Annotated in this window: 14 protein-coding genes; 6 read left to right on the plus strand and 8 right to left on the minus strand. The window is 62.2% G+C overall.

From position 1 onward, the window contains the following. Position 1 precedes the first annotated feature (1 nt). The 4 genes from BM413_RS07580 to BM413_RS07595 are packed head-to-tail and all read right to left on the minus strand — an operon-like array spanning position 2 to position 4,350. Positions 2 to 814, minus strand: a complete 813-nt coding sequence (locus BM413_RS07580) for an enoyl-CoA hydratase family protein (protein ID WP_091912271.1) — start codon at positions 812 to 814, stop codon at positions 2 to 4. Beyond that, positions 807 to 1,295: a MarR family winged helix-turn-helix transcriptional regulator gene (locus BM413_RS07585; RefSeq protein WP_091911977.1), complete on the minus strand. Its 489-nt coding sequence runs from the start codon at positions 1,293 to 1,295 to the stop codon at positions 807 to 809. The genes BM413_RS07580 and BM413_RS07585 overlap by 8 nt, the downstream gene beginning before the upstream one ends. Next, the gene (locus BM413_RS07590; RefSeq protein ID WP_091911979.1) at positions 1,292 to 2,053 is read right to left on the minus strand and encodes an SDR family NAD(P)-dependent oxidoreductase; all 762 of its coding nucleotides are present in this window, start codon (positions 2,051 to 2,053) and stop codon (positions 1,292 to 1,294) included. The genes BM413_RS07585 and BM413_RS07590 overlap by 4 nt, the downstream gene beginning before the upstream one ends. Beyond that, positions 2,050 to 4,350 carry a bifunctional salicylyl-CoA 5-hydroxylase/oxidoreductase gene (locus BM413_RS07595; protein WP_091911980.1) on the minus strand — a complete coding sequence of 767 codons (2,301 nt, stop codon included), beginning with the start codon at positions 4,348 to 4,350 and terminating at the stop codon, positions 2,050 to 2,052. Before BM413_RS07595 ends, BM413_RS07590 begins: the two co-directional genes overlap by 4 nt. A 213-nt stretch (positions 4,351 to 4,563) precedes the next feature. Between BM413_RS07595 and BM413_RS07600 the strand changes: the two genes are divergently transcribed. Beyond that, positions 4,564 to 5,394 carry an alpha/beta hydrolase gene (locus BM413_RS07600; RefSeq protein WP_091911982.1) on the plus strand — a complete coding sequence of 277 codons (831 nt, stop codon included), beginning with the start codon at positions 4,564 to 4,566 and terminating at the stop codon, positions 5,392 to 5,394. Between the two features lie 48 nt (positions 5,395 to 5,442). Beyond that, the gene (locus BM413_RS07605; protein WP_091911983.1) at positions 5,443 to 5,679 is read left to right on the plus strand and encodes an Lrp/AsnC ligand binding domain-containing protein; all 237 of its coding nucleotides are present in this window, start codon (positions 5,443 to 5,445) and stop codon (positions 5,677 to 5,679) included. A gap of 230 nt (positions 5,680 to 5,909) precedes the next feature. Here the strand turns inward: BM413_RS07605 and BM413_RS07610 are convergent, their stop codons facing one another. The 4 genes from BM413_RS07610 to BM413_RS07630 all read right to left on the minus strand — a co-directional run bounded on the left by BM413_RS07610 (position 5,910) and on the right by BM413_RS07630 (position 18,036). Further along, positions 5,910 to 6,674: a heme ABC transporter permease gene (locus BM413_RS07610; RefSeq protein WP_091911985.1), complete on the minus strand. Its 765-nt coding sequence runs from the start codon at positions 6,672 to 6,674 to the stop codon at positions 5,910 to 5,912. A gap of 82 nt (positions 6,675 to 6,756) precedes the next feature. Further along, positions 6,757 to 8,532, minus strand: a complete 1,776-nt coding sequence (locus BM413_RS07615) for a glucan ABC transporter ATP-binding protein/ permease (protein WP_091911986.1) — start codon at positions 8,530 to 8,532, stop codon at positions 6,757 to 6,759. Positions 8,533 to 8,776: 244 nt separating this feature from the next. Continuing rightward, entirely contained in the window at positions 8,777 to 17,329 is an 8,553-nt protein-coding gene (locus BM413_RS07620; RefSeq protein ID WP_091911988.1) for a glycoside hydrolase family 94 protein, read from the minus strand. A 362-nt stretch (positions 17,330 to 17,691) separates the two neighbouring features. Then, the gene (locus tag BM413_RS07630) at positions 17,692 to 18,036 is read right to left on the minus strand and encodes a RidA family protein (RefSeq protein ID WP_091911991.1); all 345 of its coding nucleotides are present in this window, start codon (positions 18,034 to 18,036) and stop codon (positions 17,692 to 17,694) included. A 282-nt stretch (positions 18,037 to 18,318) separates the two neighbouring features. On the opposite strand from BM413_RS07630, the gene aztA reads away from it, so the two are divergent. From aztA to aztD, 4 genes are all read left to right on the plus strand, one after another. After that, entirely contained in the window at positions 18,319 to 19,161 is an 843-nt protein-coding gene (aztA, locus tag BM413_RS07635) for a zinc ABC transporter ATP-binding protein AztA (RefSeq protein WP_091911993.1), read from the plus strand. A gap of 8 nt (positions 19,162 to 19,169) precedes the next feature. Beyond that, positions 19,170 to 20,036: a zinc ABC transporter permease AztB gene (gene aztB, locus BM413_RS07640; protein ID WP_091911994.1), complete on the plus strand. Its 867-nt coding sequence runs from the start codon at positions 19,170 to 19,172 to the stop codon at positions 20,034 to 20,036. Positions 20,037 to 20,058: 22 nt separating this feature from the next. Then, complete coding sequence (gene aztC, locus BM413_RS07645) at positions 20,059 to 21,000, plus strand: zinc ABC transporter substrate-binding protein AztC (RefSeq protein WP_091911996.1); 942 nt, start codon at positions 20,059 to 20,061, stop codon at positions 20,998 to 21,000. 175 nt (positions 21,001 to 21,175) lie between these two features. Then, positions 21,176 to 22,375: a zinc metallochaperone AztD gene (gene aztD, locus BM413_RS07650; RefSeq protein WP_091911997.1), complete on the plus strand. Its 1,200-nt coding sequence runs from the start codon at positions 21,176 to 21,178 to the stop codon at positions 22,373 to 22,375. Positions 22,376 to 22,588: the final 213 nt, after the last annotated feature.

Here is a 22,588-nt window from a genome sequence, read left to right on the forward strand (position 1 = left end):
CTCAATCGCCCTGGAAAACGGGTTTCTGGTGCGCGACGAAGGCGTCGTAGGCGCGCTTGAAGTCCAGTGTCTGCATGCAGATCGCCTGCGCCTGCGCTTCGGCCTCGATCGCCTGCTCGATCGACATCGACCATTCCTGATTGAGCATGGTCTTGGTCATCATGTGACCGAAATTCGGGCCATCCGCGAGGCGTTTCGCCAATGCCAGAGCCTCGGCGTCGAGCGATGCAGGCTCGACGATGCGGTTGTAAAAGCCCCAGCGCTCGCCTTCCTCCGCACTCATGGCGCGGCCGGTGTAGAGCAGTTCCGATGCACGGCCCTGCCCGATGATGCGGGGCAGGATCGCGCAGGCGCCCATGTCGCAGCCGGCAAGGCCGACGCGGGTGAACAGGAACGCCGTCTTGGCTTCCGGCGTGGCTAGGCGAATGTCGGAAGCCATGGCAATGATGGCGCCGGCGCCGACACAGACGCCGTCGACGGCCGCGATGATCGGCTTGCCGCAATTGACCATCGCCTTGATCAGGTCGCCGGTCATGCGGGTGAAGCGCAGCAGGCCCTTCATGTCCATGTCGAGCAGCGGGCCGATGATCTCGTGGACATCGCCGCCCGAGCAGAAATTGCCGCCATTGGAGCCGAAAACCACGGCCTTGATGTCGTCGGCATAGGCGAGCGCGCGGAACGCATCGCGCAGTTCGGCATAGCTGTCGAAGGTCAGCGGGTTCTTGCGCTCCGGCCGGTCGAGCGTGATGACGGCGACGCCGTCCTCGACGCGCCAGCGGAAATGTTTCGCGACGTAGCCCGCCATATCAGTCATCGCCATTCACCTTTGCTGTCAGTTTCGGCGAATTGCCGATGGTATCGAGATGGCCGATCATCTGCTCGCAGGCTTCCGGTGGCAGCTCTTCCAGAATGGCGCTGACCCACGTCGCATGCGCCGCCGCCATTTTCGAAAACTCTTCGTTGCCCTTCTTGGTCAGCCGAACCAGCGTCGCGCGCTTGTCACCGGCCACCGGCACGCGCAGCACCAGCCCGTCGGTCACCAGGCGCTCGATGATGCCAGTGACATTGCCGTTGGACACGCGAAGGGCGGCCGAAAGCTCGCTCATCTTCAAGCCGTACTCGAAACGATAGAGCGCTGCCAGCACATCGAAGCGCGGCAAGGTCGTATCGAATTCAACGCGCAGGTTCTCGCGCACGGTGGCCTCGACCAGCCTGGTCGCCTTGAGCAGTCTCAGCCAGACGCGCAGGCGCTGCCTCGCCATATCGGGCGCTTCGTCCGGTTGCGGCATGCTCATACTTCGCCTCCCGAAATGGACAGGGCCTGCCCCGTTACCGAGGCCGAATGCGGCCCGCAGAGATAAAGCACGCTCTGCGCCACCTCTTCCGGCAACACGAAACGGCGCTGCGGATTGGTCTTCGTCAGCGTGGCAATGGCCTCGTCGCGGCCCTTACCGGTCTTTTCGACGATGGTCTCGATCGAGCGTTCGAGCATCGGCGTCAGCGTGAAGCCGGGGCAGACGGCGTTGACGGTGATGCCGGTGTCAGCGAGTTCCAGCGCGAGCGAGCGCGTCAACCCGAGGACGCCATGCTTGGCGGCGCTATAGGCCGAAACATAGGGGTAGCCCTTCAGGCTGGAGGTCGAGGCGATTGCGATCAGCCGACCCTCCCTGCGCTTCATCATGCCGGCAAGCGCCTGCTGGAAGGTCAGGAAAACGCTGGTCAAATTGACGTCCAGCATCTGCCGCCACAGATCGAGGCTGGTGCGGTGGAAGGGCGCGCTTTCGGCGGCACCGGCATTGGCGACGACGATGTCCAGTTCGCCGACTTCACGGGCGATGCGCTCGAACAGTGCCTTCACGGACGCCTCGTCGGTTACATCGGCGGTCATGGCGACGATGCGTTGCGATGATGCCGCGACATCGGCAAGCGGCTCCATGCGGCGACCGGATATCACGACCGTTGCGCCGGCATCGGCAAGCGCCCGGGCGATCGTAGCGCCCATTCCCGAGCCGCCACCCGTCACCAATGCGCGCTTTCCCGTGAGGTCGGTCATACGGCGCGATCCTGTGCCGCCATCTCGGCGGCGCGTTCGGCCAGGCGGCGAATCTGGTCGCCACCGGGCTGATAGGGGTCGGGCCAGGCCTCGACGGTGTCGCCGAGCGAGGCGGCGGCGCGCAGTGTCCAATAGGGATCGGTCAGATGCGGGCGGGCGAGGCAGACGAGATCGGCACGGCCGGCAAGCAGGATCGAGTTGACGTGGTCGGGCTCGTAGATGTTGCCGACAGCCATGGTCGCCATGCCGGTTTCGTTGCGGATGCGGTCGGAGAACGGCGTCTGGAACATGCGGCCATAGACCGGGCGGGCAAGCTCGGTTGTCTGGCCGGCGGATACGTCGCAGATGTCGACGCCAGCCTGCTGGAACATTTTTGCGACCTCAACGGCTTCCTGCGGCGTCACGCCCTTTTCGCCGACCCAGTCATTGGCCGAGATGCGCACAGAGATCGGCTTTTCGCGCGGCCAGACTTCGCGGACGGCGTGATAGATTTCCAGCGGATAGCGCATCCGGTTTTCCAGCGAGCCGCCATATTCGTCGGTGCGGTTGTTGGTCACCGGCGTGATGAAGGATGACAGCAGATAGCCGTGTGCTGCGTGGATTTCGAGCATGTCGAAGCCGCAGCGGTCTGCCATTTCGGCCGCGGCCACGAACTGGTCGCGGACAAGATCCATGTCGGCGCGCGTCATGGTCTTCGGCGTCTGGTTTTCCGAAGACCAAGGCAATTCCGAAACCGACATCAGCGGCCAGTTGCCGTCCTTCAACGGCTTGTCGGTGCCTTCCCAGCCGACGCGAGTGGAACCCTTGCGGCCGGAGTGGCCGATCTGGGCGCAGATCTTCGCTTCGGTCTCGGCATGCACGAAATCAACGATGCGCTTCCACGCGACCTCGTGCTCGGGCGCGTAGAAGCCGGGGCAGCCGGGCGTGATGCGGCCTTCGGCGCTGACGCAGGTCATCTCTATATAGAGCAGCCCTGCCCCGCCCTTGGCGCGCTCGCCGTAATGCACCAGATGCCAGTCGGTCGGCGTGCCGTCGACAGCCTTGTACTGCGCCATCGGCGAGACGACGACGCGGTTTTTCAGCTCCATGTCGCGCAACTTGAACGGCGCGAACATCGGCGCACGGCGCGTGCCTTGCGGCGCGCCGGCCGTTTCCTGGAACCAGCCTTCGGCACTTTCCAGCCAGGCTTTGTCGCGCAGGCGCAGGTTTTCGTGGCTAATGCGCTGCGAGCGGGTCAGCAGCGAATAGTTGAACTGGACGGGATCGAGATCGAAATAACGCTCGACCTCCTCGAACCATTCCAGCGAGTTGCGCGCTGCCGACTGCAGGCGCAGCACCTGGATGCGGCGCTCGTCCTCGTAGCGCGCGAAAGCCTGCTCGAGCGTCTTTTCCGTGTGCACCAATTCGGCAAGGGCGGCAGCGCTTTCAAGCGCCAGCTTGGTTCCCGATCCGATCGAGAAATGCGCGGTCGCCGCCGCATCGCCCAACAGCGCGATGTTCTTGTAGGACCAGCGCTTGCACAGGACGCGCGGGAAACTTAGCCAGGCCGAACCGCGAATATGGTTCGCGTTGGTCATCAGCACGTGACCGTCGAGATGCTTTGCAAAGATGCGCTGGCAAACCTCGATGCTCTCCTGCTGGCTCATCTCGCCGAAGCCGAACTTTTCCCAGGTCTCGGCGCTGCATTCGACGATGAAGGTCGCGGTGTCGTTGTCGAACTGGTAGGCGTGCGCCCAGACCCAGCCGTGCTCGGTCTCCTCGAAGATGAAGGTGAAGGCATCGCCGAATTTCTGATGCGTGCCGAGCCAGACGAATTTGCAGGCGCGCACGTCAATATCCGGCTCGAACTCGGCGGCGAATTCGCTTCGCGCCTTTGAGTTCAGGCCGTCGGCAGCGACGACGAGATCGTATTCGGCGGCATAGGCAGCGACGCTTTCGACATTGGCCTGGAAGCGCAGCTCAACGCCGAGTTCGCGCGCCCGCTCCTGGAGCAGCATCAGAAGCTGCTTGCGGCCGATGCCGCAGAAGCCGTGGCCGGTCGAGACGGTTTTCGTGCCCTTGAAATGGACGGCGATGTCGTCCCAATAAGCGAAATGCGAGCGGATGGCGGCGGCACTGACGGGGTCGTTGGCGGCGAGGTTGGTCAAGGTCTCGTCGGAAAGCACGACACCCCAGCCGAAGGTGTCGTCCGGCTTGTTGCGCTCGATGACGACGACCTCGGAATCCGGATCGCGCAACTTCATGCTGATTGCGAAGTAGAGGCCGGCTGGCCCTCCCCCGAGACAGGCGATCTTCATCAGCACCAACTCCGATTGACCATGAGAGGATGGCACCCTGTCCCGATAATTTCAAGCATGAAATTTCATGCTTGAAATTAATCGGTGGTTCGCAGAAGCTGCTTCTGGCTAGATCAACAAGCCGGCAGGTTTCCGCTCTTGCGGGACGGTCGGGCAAGATGGTCAATAACGGGATGGTGCGCCGCTGAAGGCGCCAGCGCAGCGAGGCAGGGAATGTCGGCAAATTCGATCACGGACTGGAGCGACGCCTATTCCAACGGCGCTTACATCCCCGACGCCAGTGCGTTTCCCGGCAAATGGCAGGTGATGGCGTCGGCATTCCGTGATGATCTGCGCGCGGCAAACCGCCTGCGCGAAGACATTTCCTACGGCCCGCATCTACGCAACCGTTTCGACCTGTTCCTGCCGGAGGGCACGCCCAAGGGGCTCGTCGTCTTCGTCCATGGCGGTTACTGGATGTCGTTCGACAAATCGGCCTGGTCGCACCTCGCGCAAGGGACGCTTGCCCATGGTTTTGCGCTGGCAATGCCGTCCTATGTGCTATGCCCCGAAGCGCGGATATCCGACATCACGAGGCAGGTCGGTGCGGCGATAACTGCGGCGGCAAGCGAAGTGGCAGGGCCGATCCATCTCACCGGACATTCCGCCGGTGGCCATCTGGTCAGCCGCATGAACACCTCGACCTCTCCGCTCGGCGCCGACGTGCTTGCGCGGCTCAAGAAGACGGTATCGATTTCCGGCCTGCATGATCTGCGGCCGCTGATGAAAACCAAGATGAACGAGACCCAGCGCCTGGACCTTGCCGAAGCGCGGGCGGAAAGTGCTGCCCTACTCGAACCGCTCGACGGCATCGACATCACCTGCTGGGTCGGCTCGGCCGAGCGCCCGGAATTCCGGCGGCAGAATGCGCTTCTGGAAAATCTCTGGAGTGGTTTCGACGTTAGCGTGTCGAGCGTGGAAGACGCCGGCAAGCATCATTTCGATGTCATCGATGGGCTTGCCGATCCTGACCACAGGCTGGTGCGGACCCTGCTCGGCGTGTAAAGAAGGCTCGCGGGCATTGCCCCATCATACGAAGTATCCGGAGGTTCCATGCAAACCGTATTCGTCCAGCTGCAATGCACGCCCGGCCAGACCTATGCCGTGGCCGACCAGCTTTACGAGCGCGAGGTGGCTTCCGAACTCTATTCGACCAGCGGCGACTACGATCTGCTGATGAAAATCTATATCGAGGACGATGTCGATATCGGCAAATTCATCAACGAGAACGTCGCCAACGTACCGGGCATCGTGCGCTCGCTGACGACGCTGACGTTCAAGGCGTTTTAGCTATCTGATCGGGGTGCGTCCTTCGAGGCTCGCTACGCTCGCACCTCAGGATGAGGGAGGTCGGTGCGTTTCAGACCAATTTCTGAAAAGCTGGCTCATCCGGTAGGATGGCAGCGGAATCTGAGCGAAGAATAGCGCCGGCCTTCCTAATCATCATCATAGCACCAACCTCCCTCATCCTGAGGTGCGAGCGCAGCGAGCCTCGAAGGACGCACAACCCAGACTGAAATTCAGGCAGGTTTCCGGTCGGCGCGGCGCGCTGCGATGTAGCGCATCGCGGTTACGCGGCGGCGCATGATCTCGGTGCGCATCGCCATCAGGTGCAGCGTGAAGAACAGCACCGTGAAGCCGAGCGCCATGATCATCAGCGGCCAGAGCAGGCTCGGATGGATGGTCGGGCCGCCGAGGCGGAAAACCGACGCCGGCTGATGCAGCGTGTTCCACCAGTCGACCGAGAATTTGATGATCGGGATGTTGATGAAGCCGACCAGCGTGATGATGGCGGCGGCGCGCGCCGATCGTGCGGGGTCATCTAAAGCGCGAGTCAGCGCGATGATGCCGAGATACATCAGGAACAGGATGAAGACCGAGGTCAGACGCGCGTCCCACACCCACCAGGTGCCCCACATCGGCTTGCCCCAGATGGAGCCGGTGATCAGCGCCAGCGCGGTAAAGGCCGCGCCAATGGGTGCAGCGGCCTTGAGCGAGACGTCGGCTAGCGGATGGCGCCAGACCAGCGTGCCGAGTGCAGCCAACGCCATCAGCGAGTAGCACATCATCGCGATCCAGGCGAAAGGCACGTGGATATACATGATGCGGACGGTGGTGCCCTGCTGGTAATCCTCGGGCGCCGCGAAGCCCAGATAGAGGCCGAACGCCAGCAGAAGAATCGAAAGACCCGCCAGCCAGGGCACGAGCCGGTCGGCAAGCGCCAAGAAGCGGGTTGGATTGGCAAGATCGATGAAGCGGCCGGGCCGCGCGCTCGTTTCACTCATGGGAACTAATTAGCCCGGTCCGAGCGTCCGGGCAATGCGGGAGGTCGCCGCAGGACGACCTCCCATAGTTCTATCCGACCAATCAGGCCGCGGCAGCAGCCTGCGAGACGTGGCTGAGGGCGCGCACGTCCTCGTCGGTCAGCAGGCCGCCGGCGCGAAGCAGGCTGGCGAAGCGGCCGTTGGTGGCCGACAGTTCGGCGAAGCCACCCATCTCCACGATCCGTCCCTTGTCCATGAAGAGGACCAGGTCGGCATCGCGAACGGTGGTGAGCCGGTGCGCGATGATGAAGGTGGTCCGGCCCTGACGAACGCCGTCGATGGCTTCCTTGACCCGCGATTCCGTCTCGACATCGAGCGCGCTGGTTGCCTCGTCGAGCACCAGGATCGGCGCGTTCTTGAGGATGGCGCGGGCAATCGCGATACGCTGGCGTTCACCGCCGGAGAGCTGGCCGCCACGCTCACCAACCTTGGTGTCGTAGCCTTCGCTCTTCGACAGGATGAAATCCTGCGCGGCAGCGGCTTCGGCTGCGGCATGAACCTCGGCGTAGGTCGCTTCCTCGCGGCCGATGCGGATGTTCTCCTCGATCGACCGGTTGAACAGGCCGGCATCCTGGAACACCGTCGCGATCGACTGACGCAGCGACTTCTTGGTGACAGTCTTGACGTCGATACCGTCGATCAGGATGCGGCCTTCCTGCGGCGTGTGAACACGCTGGAGCATATTGATCAGCGTGGTCTTGCCAGCACCGGTCGGGCCGACGATGGCAACCGTCTGACCGGCCTGGACCTCAAAGGAAACGTCCTGCAGGCCCTGCCCCGAATTCGGGAACTCGAAGCTGACATCCTCGAAGCGGATGTGGCCGGTGATGTTGTTCATGTCGCGCAGGCCTTCCGGCTCCTTGCGGTCAGCCACGGAGTCTTCCAGTTCATAGAAGGCTTCCAGCTTGGCGCGGGAGTCGAAGATCTGGTTGGCGAACTGCGAGATCTGGTCGAGACGGCTGATCAGCAGCGTCGCAAAGCCGATGAAGGCAACGATATCGCCGATGCGCAGCTCGCCGCGGGAAACCAGCAAGGCACCGATCATCAGCACGACCATCATCGAGATCGTCGAGGCAAGGCGGTTGAGCGCGCTTGCAAGCGCCCACCAGTCGAGCACCGGATACTGTGCCTGGATCAGATCGCCGACATGCTTGCGCAGCCGCTGGGCTTCCTCGTTGAAGCGATTGTAGCTCTGCAGCACAGCAACGTTGTTGACCGAGTCCGTCACATGCGAGAACACCTCGTGATAGTGACGTTCCACCTTGGCCTGCCCGTCCTTGGTCTTGTGCATGACGACGCGGCCGATGATGAGGTACAGCGTACCGAGCACCAGCAGCACCAGCGACATGCGCAGGTCAAGCGAAACGGCGGTGGGGATCAGCAGCAGCAGCGCCACGGCTGTGGTCAGATGCGTGCGCATGAATTCAAGCCAGAGGCTGAACAGCGTTTCTACCGCACGAAGCATCGTGTGCAGGGCGTTGGACGTTCCCCGCACCTGATGCCACGACAGCGGCATGGTGATGACGCGTTCGAAGGACTCGCAAAGCACTCCGGCACGGCGGGCATGCGCCAGCCGATCAGCGCCACGAGCGACGAGCACATAGGCGAGAATGTTGAATGCCCCGAGCCCGGCCCAGAGCATCAGCGTTGAGAAAACCTCGCGCTTGTCGGAGATGGCATCGATGACACGGCCGAACATGATTGGTTCGGCAATGGTTACGATGGCCAGGACGACATTGGCCGCGCAGATGAAAAATACACGCTTTTTTTCGGTAGAAAGATACCGAAGTGCGCGAAAGTAGATTTCAAGCAATGACACGAAACTCACTCCGTGAGAACAAAAACCGTGCAGCGCTCCATTGCTCGTCCCAACATTGTCTGCTGCACCGCAAGACAATGTTCACATACAGCCTCAGTTCCGTTTTTTCGAAACAACATCGGGCAACGCCCCGTAATCTGCCGTGATCGCCTAAGGAATTGAGTTTTAATGAAAAATGGCACCGTTGCGGCAAAATCATGGCAGATGATTTAACCTTGGTTCCGACCTGGAAATATTCTTTTCTTCAGGACGGAATCCGAACAGTCACCTCATTTTCGCCAGTCGTTCGCAACTCGAACGAGGCACCTTTCGATCGCTTTCCATTGACGTCGACCGTCACCGCTTTCACGGCTTTGTCGCGCGTCACACGGATGCGATAATTACAGCCCCCAATATGAACGGTAGCTGAATAACCATCCCATTCACTCGGCAAAACAGGATCAATCGTAAGGTGCGAGCCACGTTTGCGGATTCCGAGGATGTTTTCCACCGCCGCGCGGTATAGCCAGCCCGCCGACCCGGTGTACCAGGTCCAGCCGCCACGGCCGCCTTTCTCGCCTTCCGAATAGACATCGGCGGCGACCACATAGGGCTCGACGCGGTAGCGTTCGGCGCCATCCTCATCCTGCGCGTGGTTGACCGGATTGAGCATGCTGAAGCAGCGCCAGGCGTCGTCTGCCCGCCTCATTTCGGCCAGTGCGATGACAAACCAGGTGGCGGCATGGGTATATTGGCCGCCATTTTCGCGCACGCCCGGCGGATAACTTTTTATGTAACCGGGATTCTTTTCGGTTTTCGAGAAGGGCGGGGTGAAGAGTTTGACGATCTGGAGCTCGTCATCGACCAGTTGCTTGATCGCCGAGTCCATGGCCGTCTTCGATCGCACGGGGTCGCCTTCGCCCGAAAGCACGCTCCAGGACTGGGCGATCGAATCGATCTGGCATTCCTCGGAACTGCGCGAACCGAGCGGAGAGCCGTCGTCAAACGAGCCGCGGCGATACCACTCGCCGTCCCAGCCAGCCGTCTCCAGCGCCTGCTTCAGGCTGCGGGCGTGCTTTTCCCACTTGTTGGCGCGCTTGGTGTCGCCCTGTTCGCGGGCGATCGGCGCGAAATCGCCGATCGTTCTCAACAGGAACCAGCCGAGCCACACACTCTCGCCCCTGCCCTCCTCGCCGACGCGGTTCATGCCGTCGTTCCAGTCGCCGCCCAGGATCAACGGCAGGCCGTCGGCTCCGGTGCGCTGGATGGCGAGATCGAGCGCGCGGGCGCAGTGCTCATAAAGCGTAGCCGATTTCTTCGACTTCTCGGGCGTGAAGAACGCATCGTGCTCGCCGTCGTGCAAGGCCGGCCCTTCGATGAAGGGAATGCTCTCCTTGAGGATGGATGTGTTGCCGGTGACATTGACATAATGCGCCGTCGCATAGCCCAGCCAGACCACATCGTCGGAAATCCGGGTGCGGACGCCCGCATCCGTGCGCGGCAGCCACCAATGCTGGACGTCGCCTTCCACGAACTGCCGGCGCGCGGCATTCAGGATCTGGTCATATGCCAGCTGCGGATCGTGCATCAGCAGCGCCAGCGTGTCCTGCAGCTGATCGCGGAAGCCGAATGCACCGCTTGCCTGGTAGAATGCAGAGCGTGCGCGAATGCGGCAGGCTACGCTCTGGTAAGGCAGCCAATGGTTGACCATGGCGTTCAGCGCCGCGTCGGGCGTCTCGACCTGGATGGTGTCGAGGAAGCCGCGCCACTCCTTGTCGTTCTCGGCCAAGCGCTTGTCGAAATCGCGCTTGCGATGCTTGGCGACGAAGGTGCTGGCCTCTTCCGGCGAACCGGCATCGCCGAGCAGGAAGAGGATGGTGACCTCGCCGCCCGCAGGTATTTCGATATCGCGCGCGATCGCCGCGCACGGGTCCGTGCCGGCCTCGACCTTGCCGGACAGCGCCAGCCCGCCGGTTACGACATGCGGCGCCTCGGCGGTGCCGTTTCGGCCGATGAACTCGCTGCGATCGGTCGTCACCGATTGCGCATCGCCGTCGCTCGCCAGGAAGGCGACACGGTCACCGAAATCCAGGCTGTAGGCGTTCTTCGCCAGAAGCGCGCCGGTCGCCGCATCCTGCGATGGTACGATCGTCGGGGCGGATTTCGCGCGGTTGGTGCCGAGCACCCACTCGGCATAGGCATAGATGCGCAGCCGGGCCGGCACCGCACCGGAGTTGCGGAGGCGCAGCCGTGAAATCTTGACCGGGTCCGCCGGATCGACGATCTGCGTGACTTCGGCGAAAAGCGAGCCGCGGGTCGCGCTGAAGACTGAGAAGCCCTGCCCGTGGCGGGCCTCGTAGACGATCGACGGATCGCGCAGCACGCCGGCAAAGGGCGAGAACGCCTTGCCGCTGGCAAGGTCGTGGATGTAAATCGCCTCGCCGGGACGGTTGCTGACCGGGTCGTTGGACCAGGGCGTGAGCTGGAAGTCTCGGCTGTTGCGGCTCCAGGTGAAGGATGCGCCTTCGGCTGAGGTGTGGAAGCCGAACGACGCGTTGGAAATGACGTTGATCCACGGCTGCGGTGTCGACTTCTGGCCGCCAAGCCGCACGACATAGTCGCGGCCGTCGCGGTCGAAGCCGCCAAAGCCGTTCCAGAGAGCGAGGCCCTTGCCGTCAGCAACGACAGGCTTGCGCGACGGTGCCGTCGACTGCGCTTCTGCGGAAGCGTCGGTCAGAGCCAGAGCTTCTGTTGCCATCAGCGCATCGCGCGCCTGCAATGCGGCGGCTTCCGCTCGCTCGATCTGGTCGAAGATCGTGCCGTTGCGGGTGTGGAGCGCTACGCGCGCCGAAGCCAGCAGCGTCTTGTAGGACGTCTCGTCCATGAGGTCGCGGCGCACCGCAAAGATATGCTGGCGCGGCCCGAGTTCCTTGCCGCGCATGCGGCTGTTGTCGCAGAGCCATTCGATCGACTGCTGCAGGTCCTGCACGTAGGAAGACGCCTGTTCGTTGACGATCACCAGATCGGCAACGAGGCCGCGCGTGCGCATATATTCCTGGAAGCGCAGAGCCTGCGCGACGATCTCGAGATCGGCGACATCGCCGATCCTGACAGCAAAGATGGGGTAGTCGCCCGAAATCGCCATTGGCCACAGGGCCGACTGCCGCCCTAGGCCCGAGGCCACGGTTTCGGCCGGCACGCGCAGGAAGGGATCGGGATAGAGCAGATAGCGGGCAAGCTTCTGGACATTGGCAGCATCCGCAAGGCTGAGGCCGAGATGGCGCGTCTGCACCTGCGAGCGCGTCCATGCCAGCATAGCCTGGCGCGAAAAACTTTCGGCGTGATCGAGCCGGGTCATCGTGCCGTCGATCTCTTCGCGATTGGCGCCGACGATGGTCCAGAAGGTGAGCGAGACCTTCTTGTTGGCCGGCACGCGCACGCGGCGGCGCAAGGCCATGACAGGATCAAGCACGAAGCCGGAATGCCCGCCAAGCTTTGCGCCGGGATCGAAGGCAGCGGCATCGGCGATGCTGCGCCCGCGGCCGATGAAGGCGCGGCGGTCGGTTTCGGCTTCCGTGTCGCGGGTCAGGCCCGAGGCATCGGTGATGAAATGCGCCGCCGCTACATCGGGCTCGCTGGCCTCGCGCTTGCGCCGCGTGGCGAAGATGGCGCTGTTGTTATCCGATATCTCGGTCTCGACGAACATCTTCGAGAATACGGGATGCGCGCTGTCGTTGGCTTCGGGCGCCAGCACCCATTCGGCATACGACGTGACTTCGATGTGGCGGTCGACATTGCCGTCATTGGCAATCGTTATGCGCCGGCCATCGCCGTTGCCTTCGGAGACGACGATGCATTCGACCTCGGAGCGCAGCGTGCCGACCGACTTTATGAAGGTCGCCTTGTCGTCGCAGAAAAGCGTCTGGGCGTGCTCGGATTCGGCGCGTTTCGGCTCCGTCGTCGCCGACCACCACTCCCCCGTATCGATGTCGCGAAGGAAGAGATAGGTGCCGAACCGGTCCTCGGTCGGGTCGGCCTGCCATCTGGTGATGGCGAGATCGTTCCAGCGGCTGTAGCCCGAGCCGGTCGCCGTCACCATTACCAAATAGCGGCCATTGGACATGAGATTGGTCGAACGCAGTGCACGCGCAGGCTCGATCACCAGCCGCGTGTCGGCGCTGTGCTCGACCGTTTCGGCCTTGCCGCGCTCGTCGGCCTCGGTGCGCACCGTGGTCACCGGGATGTCGCGCGGTGCCTTTTCCTGGAGCAGCAGTTCGGCAGCCTCGATCACCGGATCGCTGTGGAAGCGGTCACGCATGCGGCCTTCGAAAATGGCGTTGGCGACCGACACGATCGACATGCCCTGATGGTGCGCCATGTAGTTGTAGACGACGGCATGGTCGGTGCCTTCCGGCACGCGCTGCGGCGTGAAGTCGACGGCATCGTAGTAGCCGTAACGGCCAAGCGCGCCGATCTTGCGCAGGCGCTCGAGGTTCTGCACCGCCTCATGCGGCATGAACTGTGCGGCCAGCACCGTTGCGTAGGGCGCGATCACCGTGTTGTGCGACAGACCGCGCTTCAGGCCGAGGCCCGGCACGCCGAAATTGGTGTACTGATAGGTCATCTCGCGGTCGCGGCCGTTATAGGCGGCTTCCGAAATGCCCCACGGAATGTGCTTCGAGCGGCCATATTGCATCTGGCGGCGGATCACCAGCTTGCTGGTCTGGTTGAGAAGGCCGCCCTGCGGCTCCTTCATCACCAGTGGCGGCATCAGATACTCGAACATCGAGCCCGACCAGGAGATCAGGGCTCCCTTGAAGCCGATCTCGACCAGCGGCCGGCCAAGCCTGAACCAATGCTCGGTCGGGATGTCGCCCTTGGCTATGGCGAACAGGCTGGTCAGGCGTGCTTCGGATGCAAGAAGATCGTAGCAGCTTTCGTCGAGCTGATGTTCCTCGACGCGGTAGCCGATCGACAGCAGCTTGCGGTCCTTGCGGAGCAGGAAGGAAAAATCCATCTCGAAGGCAAAGCGGCGCGCACGTTCCTGAAGGTTCTTCAGCTTGGCGCGCAGGGCCTCGATCGACTTCTCGTCACTGTGGGCATCATGGACATGCGCTTCGCAGGCAGCTTCCAGCTTGGCCGCCCATTCGGTCAGCACTTCGCTTTTCGAGGAACCGACTTCCGTATGGATGGCGCTTGCCAGCTTGCGGAACTCGCCGGACAGCACTGCCAGGTTGATGGTGCGGATCGACGCCATTTCGGGCTGCTGCTTGATCGTCTCGACCGCGCGGCGCATGCCGTCGATGCGGTCGCGCAGCCGCTGGCGCAGCGGCCGCAGCTGGCGGCGATCGTCTGGCAGTTCGTCGAGGCTCTCGTCGAGAACCGCGACCGCGTCGAGCAGGCCGTCGAAATCGCCCTGAAGGTGCACGGAAGGCGCTTCCGCCCATTCGGCGCAGGCGGCAGCGACGGCGACCAGATGGCCGGCGAGATTGCCGCTGTCGACGCTCGACACATAGAGCGGATAAAGCGGACGCAGCGTCGTGGTGTCGTACCAGTTGAAGAGATGGCCCTGATAGCGGCCCATGCGCTCGATGGTGCTCATCGTCTGGTCGATGCGCTCGGCGGCATCGGCAAGGCTGATCCAGCCGAAATCGCGCGCTGAAACCACCGACAGGAGATAGACGCCGATATTGGTCGGCGACGTCCGGTTGGCGACGACGGGATGCGGCGTTTCCTGGAAATTGTCAGGCGGCAGCATGTTGTTGTCGGCATTCACATAGGTTTCGAAATACGCCCATGTGCGCCGCGCGACGATGCGCAGCCGGTCGACATCGTGCCTGGAAATGCGAAGCCTGTCCTCGGTTTCGGCCGACCGGCTGATAAGCCAGGCGAAAGCCGGCGAGCCGGCCCAGAAGATTGCAAAGAAGAAGGCGACGAAGCTGCCGGTCGAATCCGCGGCCACCGGAATGGCCAGGCCGGCAATGGCGATGACTACCGCGCCACGCATCATCCTGTAATAAGACAGGAGATCGTTGCCGCCGGTCTTGTGCGCCTGCGAGGCGGTGCGCCATTCAAGAAGGTTTTGCCGGCTGACAAACAGCCGGTAAAGCGTGCGAACGATCGCATCGCCCATCATCCAGGCGCTGTGGGCCATCAACACCACACGCAGCGCCACCATGGCAGTGCCGAAGGCGACGTCGCGGGAAATCGCGCTGAAATGGCCGCGTGCGGTCGCATCGCGGCTCTTCGGCATCAGCGAGTTTACGATGTCGAAGGTCGGTGCCATGAACAGGCTGAGAATGAGCAGCGCCTGCCATTGAGCAGCCTGCGTGAAGGGCAGCAACGTCCAGCCGCCGATCGACGACATGACCCAGAAGATCGGTGTCAGCGTGCGGCGCAGATTGTCGACCATCTTCCAGCGGGAAAGCGCGGGCACACCGGACTTCGGATCGAAGATGAAGCCAAGAAGCTGCCAGTCGCCCCGCGCCCAGCGATGCTGGCGCGAAGCATCGACCGAGTAGCGCGTCGGATAGTCCTCGACCACCTCGACGTCGGTAACCAGCGCCGAACGTGTCAGCGCGCCTTCGAGCAGATCGTGGCTGAGGATGGAATTCTCAGCGATACGCTCTCGCAGCGCCGCTTCCATCGCGTCGATATGGTAGAGGCCCTTGCCCGTGAAGGTTCCGTCGCCGAATACGTCCTGATAGAGGTCCGACACGGCAAAAACGTAAGGATCCAGGCCGCGATTGGCCGAGAATACGCGCTGGAAGAACGAAGCCTCGTCGCCGCTGGTCAGCGACGGCGTCACGCGCGGCTGCAGGATTGCGTAGCCGGCTGTGATGAGACGATGGTCGGCATCGAATTCCGGCCGGTTCAGCGGGTGGCAAAGCTTGCCGACCAGACGCTTCACCGCATCGCGGGTCATCTTGGTGTCGGCATCGAGCGTCATGACATGGACGACGCCTTCCGGCAGCGGAGCGTCCGGCGGCAGGAACGTCGTGTCACCATCGCCGCGCAGCAGGAGGTTCAACTCGTGCAGCTTGCCGCGCTTGCGCTCCCAGCCCATCCACGTTTTTTGCGACGGGTTGTAGAGCCGGCGCCGATGCAACAGATGAAACAGCGGCGCGCCTTCGACGGGATAGCGCTGGTTGAGCTTGGTGATCTCGGCGCGGGCATAGTTGAGGATTTCGAGATCGCCGGAGGTCTGCTCGCTTTCGCTGTCGGGCCAATCCGACAGCAGCGCGTAATGTATCTCGCCTTCCATGTTGGCCAGGTGATGCACTTCGAGCTGCCGAATGTTTTCCTCGACATCGTCGCGCGAGCCGATCAGGGACGGCACAACCACCAGCGTGCGCGCCTCGGCCGGCACGCCCTCCTTGAATTCGTAGCCGACCAGCCGCGTCGGCTTCAGGAACAGCAGAACGATGGTGTTGAAGAACGCCATCGCGCCTTCGCTCGCCGGCACGCAGAACAGGACCAGCATCAGGATGATCGCAGGGGTCGAAAGGCCGATCCCCGCCAGCGCAAAGCCCGACATCGTCAGAAGCAGGACGGTCAGCGCGAAAACCGGCACGACGATGCCCGCCCAGCCGGTGCTCTTGAAAGCACGCAGAAGCCTCAGGCCGAAGTCCGGCCTGAAGCCGATTTCCTTCTCCAGTTCGAGCCGCCGCGGGCCGACAAGGAAAAATCCGACATCGTTGCAGTTGGCAGCCTTGGGATCGCCCGGCTCACCGGCCTGCTCGGCCATGTCGATCGCCTTCTCGGCGACATCATATTCGCTGCGCTTGGACCGCCGCGCCAGATCCTCGATTGCCTGGCGATACTGGTCGCGGGACTGGAAATCGAGTTCGCCGAAATTGCTGCGCTCGCGCAGCAACCCGTCGACCGGGCTGACCGACTCGAACCATATCGTCCAGTCGACATCGTTGAGCAGCCGCAGGCCCTTGATGATATTGCCGGTGGTGACGTTGCCGCTCGACAGCGTCTGGTGTTCCTTGATGATGATCTCTTCGGCGTCGGAGCCGGATTTTTCGAGCTGGTCCTCGAGCCAGACAAGCGCCCTGCCCGAATTCTGCGAACCGTCGCGCAGACGGTGGAGAAGCTGCGTGGCGAAGGTGGTGTCGCGGGCGTGCTCGGTGTAGCTCGACAGGATCGTCTTGCGATCGTCGCCATCGACGAAAGCGAGCACCCGGTCGGCGACGTCGTTTGCGATCTGGCGCATCTCGTGCGCCCTGTTCACGCGCACGGCAAGCCGGCGCAAATTCTCGATCAGCACGAAGCGCAGCAGCGAGGGCAGCGCCCATAATTCGCCGATATGCATCGGCTCGACCGACTGATAGCCGTCGACGAGCGCCTTGAACATGTCGGCCAGAACGGTGCTGTCGGAATGCGCGACATAGACCCACGCCAGCACGAGCGCGCGCGGCACGACCACGCCGTTGGAAAGCGTCATCGTCGGCAGTTCGCGGTAGAAACGGCGCGGCAGGTCGCGCTTGATCTGGAAGATCGTTTCCTCGACCAGATAATTGTTATCCAGAAGCCACTGGCCGGCCGGCGTTATGGCGTCGCCCTTGGCCTGCGCTGCATTGGTGGCGCGGTAAACGGCGAGGATCTTCTCCGCGTTCTCGCGGTTGCGGGCCTGGAAGTCGAAAGGCTTGAGACCGTAGAAGTCGGTCACTTCATTTCGGGCGAGGCTTTCGCCCAATGCCCTCAGGCGGTCTTCTGGAAGGTAGTTCGAACGTATGGGTTGCTCGGCAACCGCCGGAAAAATTGCAACTGTCTTTTCCTCCAACGCGGCAGGATCAGTCTGAACGTTCATCAATATTAAATCCGCTCAACAAAAAGGGTGCCGCGTCTCGCAACGCAGCCATTATATGGCCAGAACCATTCGGAATACGATTGGTTGCATCACACGTCGGCTAAAATATTATTTTGCCTTGCAATATGGGCCTTCGTGGAAATGTGTCGGACATTTCCCTGTCAAAAAAATGTCAATTGGATCAACCGATAATGACAGGATGCGAATCCTGGCTTTTTTTGCGGTTCGCGGTCCGCAGTTGAGCACGCTCATGAACCCAGTCCAGGACGCGATGCCGCTCGGCGGACGCCGTAATTTCGGCAAAGAGGTTTCAGGCACGTCTCGCGCTACCGCAGCGGCGCGAGACGTGCCTGTCAGCCTGATCAGGCAGCGGCCGTGATGATGATCTCGACCTTGTATTCCGGGGCAGCCAGCTTGGCCTCGCCGGTAGCACGAGCAGGCGTGTTGCCCTGCGGCACCCAGCCATCCCACACGGCGTTCATTTCGGCGAAGGTGCTCATGTCGGCGAGCCAGATGATCGCCTGAAGGATCTTCGTCTTGTCCGAGCCGGCCTTGGCGAGCAGCTCGTCGATCGAGGCCAGGATATCCTTGGTCTGCTCGGTGACGCTGGTGCCGGGCTTGCCGACCTGGCCCGCCAGATAAATCGTGTTGTTGTGAATGACGATGTCGCTCATGCGCGGACCGACATCGATGCGGCGGATGGTCATGGACTTTCTTCCTTCCTTGGTTCGTTGCCGCGCGCCTCTCCAAAGGCAGCCCGCCAACTTCGTCTTGCCCATAAGGGCGAGTTCGAACAGCCTCTTAAGTTTCGGCCCGCCGCGCGGCAAGAGCCAGCCACGGCAAATCAGTGAGATATGCCTGTCCACTGTGGACGGCGAGCGGGCGCGCCATGAATCCACCGCATTTGCCCGGCCTATCGTTGACTAATGTAATAACATCACATATCCAAGGCCATCGATCGCAAGATCGCACCAGTTCCAGATGGTTCCATGACCGACGCCTGCCTGACATTTCGCGACCTGACGCTTGGCTATAACAGCCACCCGGCGGTCCACCATCTGAGCGGAGCGGTGAAGACCGGTTCGCTGACCGCTGTCGTCGGCGCCAATGGCTCCGGCAAATCGACGCTGATGAAGGGTATCGTCGGCGTGCTGAAGCCGATGGCCGGAACCTGCCTCAACACCAAGGGCGCGCGTATCGCCTATCTGCCGCAGCAATCGGAACTCGACCGCTCCTTCCCTGCCCGTGTCGTCGATCTCGTTTCCATGGGCCTGTGGCCGCGCCGGGGATTGCTCGGGCGCTTCACCAAGGACGACCGCGACGACGTTGCCAAGGCATTGATGGCGGTCGGGCTCGAAGGTTTCGAAAAGCGGCCGATCGACACGCTTTCCGGCGGCCAGCTTCAACGCACGCTGTTTGCCCGCGTGCTGGTGCAGGACGCCGACCTGATCCTGCTCGATGAGCCTTTCAACGCGGTGGACGCCAAGACCGTCGGCGACCTGATCCTGCTCATCAAACGCTGGCATGGCGAAAACCGCACGGTGATGGTCGTCGTTCACGACCTTGAGCTTGTGCGGGAGCATTTCCCCGAAACGCTGCTTCTGGCGCGCCAGCCTGTTGCCTGGGGCGCAACGAAGGAGACCTTGCGCCCGGAAAACCTGTTGCGGGCGCGCCGCTTCGACGAAGCCTGGCACGACAACGCGCCCTGGTGCGAGCCGGACGGCCAAGCGCACGATCATGACCACGTGCATTCCCACAATCACAGCCACCATCATCACGACCATGGCGAGAGCCGCGAACATGACCACGAATCCGGTCCAAGGGCGGCCTGAGCAACACCATGTATGATTTCCTGATCGCCCCCTTCGTCGAATTTGGCTTCATGCAGCGCGCGCTTGCCGGCTCGCTGATGCTCTCGCTCGGGGCCTGCCCGGTCGGCGTCTTCCTGATGCTGCGGCGCATGAGCCTGACCGGCGACGCCATGGCCCATGCCATCCTGCCGGGTGCGGCCGTCGGCTTCTATATGTTCGGCCTGCAAATCCTGCCGATGACGATTGGCGGCCTTATCGCCGGCGTCGTCGTCGCACTGGGTGCAGGCGTCGTCTCGCGCTTCACCATTCAGAAGGAGGACGCCTCTATGGCCGCCTTCTATCTGGTATCGCTGGCGCTCGGCGTTCTGATGGTTTCGATCAAGGGTTCGAGCGTCGATCTCATGCATGTGCTGTTCGGCACCGTGCTTGCCCTCAACAACGAGGCGCTGACGCTGATCGCCATGATTTGCGGAACAACCTTGCTGACGCTGGCGATCTTCTGGCGCGCCATCATCGCCGAATGCCTCGACCCCCTGTTCCTGCGCTCAGTCAGCCGCCTCGGCACGCCGGTGCACTTCATCTTTCTCGGCCTGGTGGTGCTCAATCTGGTCGGCGGGTTCCAGGCGCTCGGCACGCTGCTTTCGGTCGGGCTGATGATGCTGCCGGCCGCAGCCGCCCGCTTCTGGACGGCGCGCGTCGAGCGCATGTGTGCGCTGGCGATCCTCATAGGCTTTGCGTCCTGCATCGCCGGACTGCTGATTTCCTATCACCAGTCCCTGCCCTCGGGTCCGGCCATCATACTTTCCGCCGGCGTGGTCTATTTCTTCTCGACCATCTTCGGCACGCGCGGCGTCTTCAACACGCGCCTGCGCCACCACCGCCACAGAACCGCCTGATCAACATCAAGGAGATCTATCCATGCTCAAGACCATCCGGCTTGCCGCCCTCATGAGCGTTATAACATTAACTCCTTTCGGCCTGGCTTCCGCCTTCGCCGAACCGCTGAAGGTCGTTGCCAGCTTCTCCGTCATCGAGGACTTTGCGAAAAATGTCGGCGGCGACCGCATCGAACTGACCACGATCGTCGGCCCCGACGGCGACGCCCATGTCTATGAGCCGAAGCCGGCAGACGCTGTGGCGATGTCCAAGGCAGACGTCGTTCTCGTCAATGGCCTGCATTTCGAGGGCTTCCTTCAGCGCCTAATCGAGGCCAGCGCCACCAGGGCGACCGTCGTCGAACTGACCAAGGGCGTTGAACCGATCAAGATGAAGGAGGAATTCGAGGAAGAGGAAGAAGGCGAAGCCGCCGGTCACGCCCACCATCACGGCGATACCGACCCGCATGCCTTCCAGTCGATCGCCAATGCCAAGATCTATGTGAAGAACATCGCCGACGCCTTCTGCACCGCCGACGCGGCTGGCTGCGACACCTACAAGGCCAACGCGGACGCCTATACGCAGAAGCTGACGGAAACCGAAGGAGAGGTAAAAGCGGCTATCGCCTCGATACCCGAGAGCAAGCGCACGATCATCACCTCGCACGACGCCTTCGGCTATTTCGAGCATGAATACGGCCTGACCTTCCTGGCGCCCGAAGGCATTTCCACCGAAGCCGAACCTTCGGCTGCCGACGTTGCCGCGCTGATCAGGCAGGTTCGGGACGACAGGGCCTCGGCGGTGTTCGTGGAAAACATCACCAACACGCGGCTGATCGAGCAGATCGCATCCGAAACCGGCCTCAAGGTCGGGGGTACTCTGTACTCCGACGCGCTGTCGCCCAAGGACGGCCCAGCCTCGACCTATATCGACATGATGCGCAACAACATCACGACCATCAAAGGCGCGATCCTCGGGAGCTGAGAGCCGATCCACATAAATTGAATCAGGTTCGTTCTCCAACCGACTGATAAGTAACGATCTTTTCTCACGATCGCGGTTGAACGACGGCCTCGCAACAATCCCCTGACAGGCGGGACGCGCTCCCGCCTTTCTCGGAAGCATTATTGTTATGTTATTACATTATGAAAGGAAGACCATGCTTCATCTGCTCAAGACGGCATCAGTCGCCGCTCTCCTCGTTGGCATCGCAGCCACTGCATCCTTCGCCGAGGAAAACACCGCATGGCGGCTGTTCATCTCCGATCATGGCGAGCCTATCGTGCGCGTGCTCGATGTAACGAGCGGCAAGGAGCTCGACAAACTCGCGACCAAGGTTCCTGCCAGCCTCGCCCGCAGCGATAGCGGCAAAACGATCTTTGCCGTGCAGGGCAAGGGCGACGTCGTGCAGGCGATCTCCAGCGGCATTTCCATCGGCGATCACGGCGACCATGGCGACCTGAAGGTCGAGGATGCGAAACTGCTGGACGTTGAGTTTGCCGGCAAGAAGCCCTCGCATTTTGTCGATCATGGCGGCGATATCGCGCTGTTCTTCGATGGCGAAGGCACTGCCCGCGTGACCAGCGAGAAGGATGTTCTCGACGGCAAGGCGAATACTCGCGAAACAAAAACCGACGCGCCGCATCACGGCCTTGCGGTGGCGTTCGACGGCCACGTTCTGCTGACCGAACCCAACAAGGACAAGCCCGACGAACTGCCGGTCGGCATCCGCGTCGTCGATGCTTCGGGCAAACAGGTCGGTGACGTGCATGCCTGCCCGGACCTTCATGGCGAAGCCGCCTCCGGCAATATCCTCGCCATCGCCTGCGCCAAGGGCCTGCTGATCGCAACCAGCGGCGACAAGGAGCCCTCCATCGGGTTCCTGCCCTATTCGGAAACGCTGCCCGAGGGGAAATCAACGACGCTGGTCGGCGGCCGGGGCCTGCAATATTTCCTCGGCAATTACGGCCCGAGCGCCGTAGTGCTGATCGATCCGACCAGCAAGGACGCCTTCCGGCGGATCGAACTTCCGACGCGGCGCGTGCATTTCGCCGTCGATCCTGTGCGGCCGAAATTCGCCTATGTCTTCACCGAGGACGGCATGCTCCACCAACTCGATGTGGTTTCGGGCGCGATCACCAAGTCGCTACCCCTGACCGAGCCTTACAGCATGGACGGCCACTGGAGCGATCCGCGTCCGCGCATCGCGGTTGCCGGCGATGCCATCTTCGTCACCGACCCGCTGAAGAGCACGCTCCACGTCATCGACGCGAAAAACTTCGCGAAGACGAAGGATATCGCCGTCGAAGGCAAGCCCTTCAACATCGTCGCGGTCGGCGGTTCCGGCGAAACGCACTGATGGATTGGCCCTGCCCGACGCCTTTCCGAGCTGGGCAGGGGCGGCATGAGCGCTCGCTGAAAACTTCCGCCGGCTGAATTACGCCTTCGCCCTCCCAAGGCGATTGACCGGGCCTCCCGTCTTCAACATACTCGGTAGTATGTCGCTGATGGGAGGTCACGCATCTTGTGCGCTCGCAAAAACTCCCGCAAAACGCGATCGGTTTGAGGATGA

Origin of the sequence: Mesorhizobium sp. YR577, from assembly GCF_900116595.1 — a bacterium.
Lineage (GTDB): Bacteria > Pseudomonadota > Alphaproteobacteria > Rhizobiales > Rhizobiaceae > Mesorhizobium_M.

Bases quoted from the DNA above. Each gene is read 5' to 3' on its own strand.
- BM413_RS07590 (WP_091911979.1), bottom strand. From the start codon at position 2,053: ATGACCGACCTCACGGGAAAGCGCGCATTGGTGACGGGTGGCGGCTCG.
- BM413_RS07610 (WP_091911985.1), bottom strand. From the start codon at position 6,674: ATGAGTGAAACGAGCGCGCGGCCCGGCCGCTTCATCGATCTTGCCAAT.
- BM413_RS07595 (WP_091911980.1), bottom strand. From the start codon at position 4,350: ATGAAGATCGCCTGTCTCGGGGGAGGGCCAGCCGGCCTCTACTTCGCA.
- aztA (WP_091911993.1), top strand. From the start codon at position 18,319: ATGACCGACGCCTGCCTGACATTTCGCGACCTGACGCTTGGCTATAAC.
- BM413_RS07630 (WP_091911991.1), bottom strand. From the start codon at position 18,036: ATGACCATCCGCCGCATCGATGTCGGTCCGCGCATGAGCGACATCGTC.
- BM413_RS07620 (WP_091911988.1), bottom strand. From the start codon at position 17,329: ATGAACGTTCAGACTGATCCTGCCGCGTTGGAGGAAAAGACAGTTGCA.
- BM413_RS07600 (WP_091911982.1), top strand. From the start codon at position 4,564: ATGTCGGCAAATTCGATCACGGACTGGAGCGACGCCTATTCCAACGGC.
- BM413_RS07585 (WP_091911977.1), bottom strand. From the start codon at position 1,295: ATGAGCATGCCGCAACCGGACGAAGCGCCCGATATGGCGAGGCAGCGC.
- aztD (WP_091911997.1), top strand. From the start codon at position 21,176: ATGCTTCATCTGCTCAAGACGGCATCAGTCGCCGCTCTCCTCGTTGGC.
- BM413_RS07580 (WP_091912271.1), bottom strand. From the start codon at position 814: ATGACTGATATGGCGGGCTACGTCGCGAAACATTTCCGCTGGCGCGTC.
- aztB (WP_091911994.1), top strand. From the start codon at position 19,170: ATGTATGATTTCCTGATCGCCCCCTTCGTCGAATTTGGCTTCATGCAG.
- aztC (WP_091911996.1), top strand. From the start codon at position 20,059: ATGCTCAAGACCATCCGGCTTGCCGCCCTCATGAGCGTTATAACATTA.
- BM413_RS07605 (WP_091911983.1), top strand. From the start codon at position 5,443: ATGCAAACCGTATTCGTCCAGCTGCAATGCACGCCCGGCCAGACCTAT.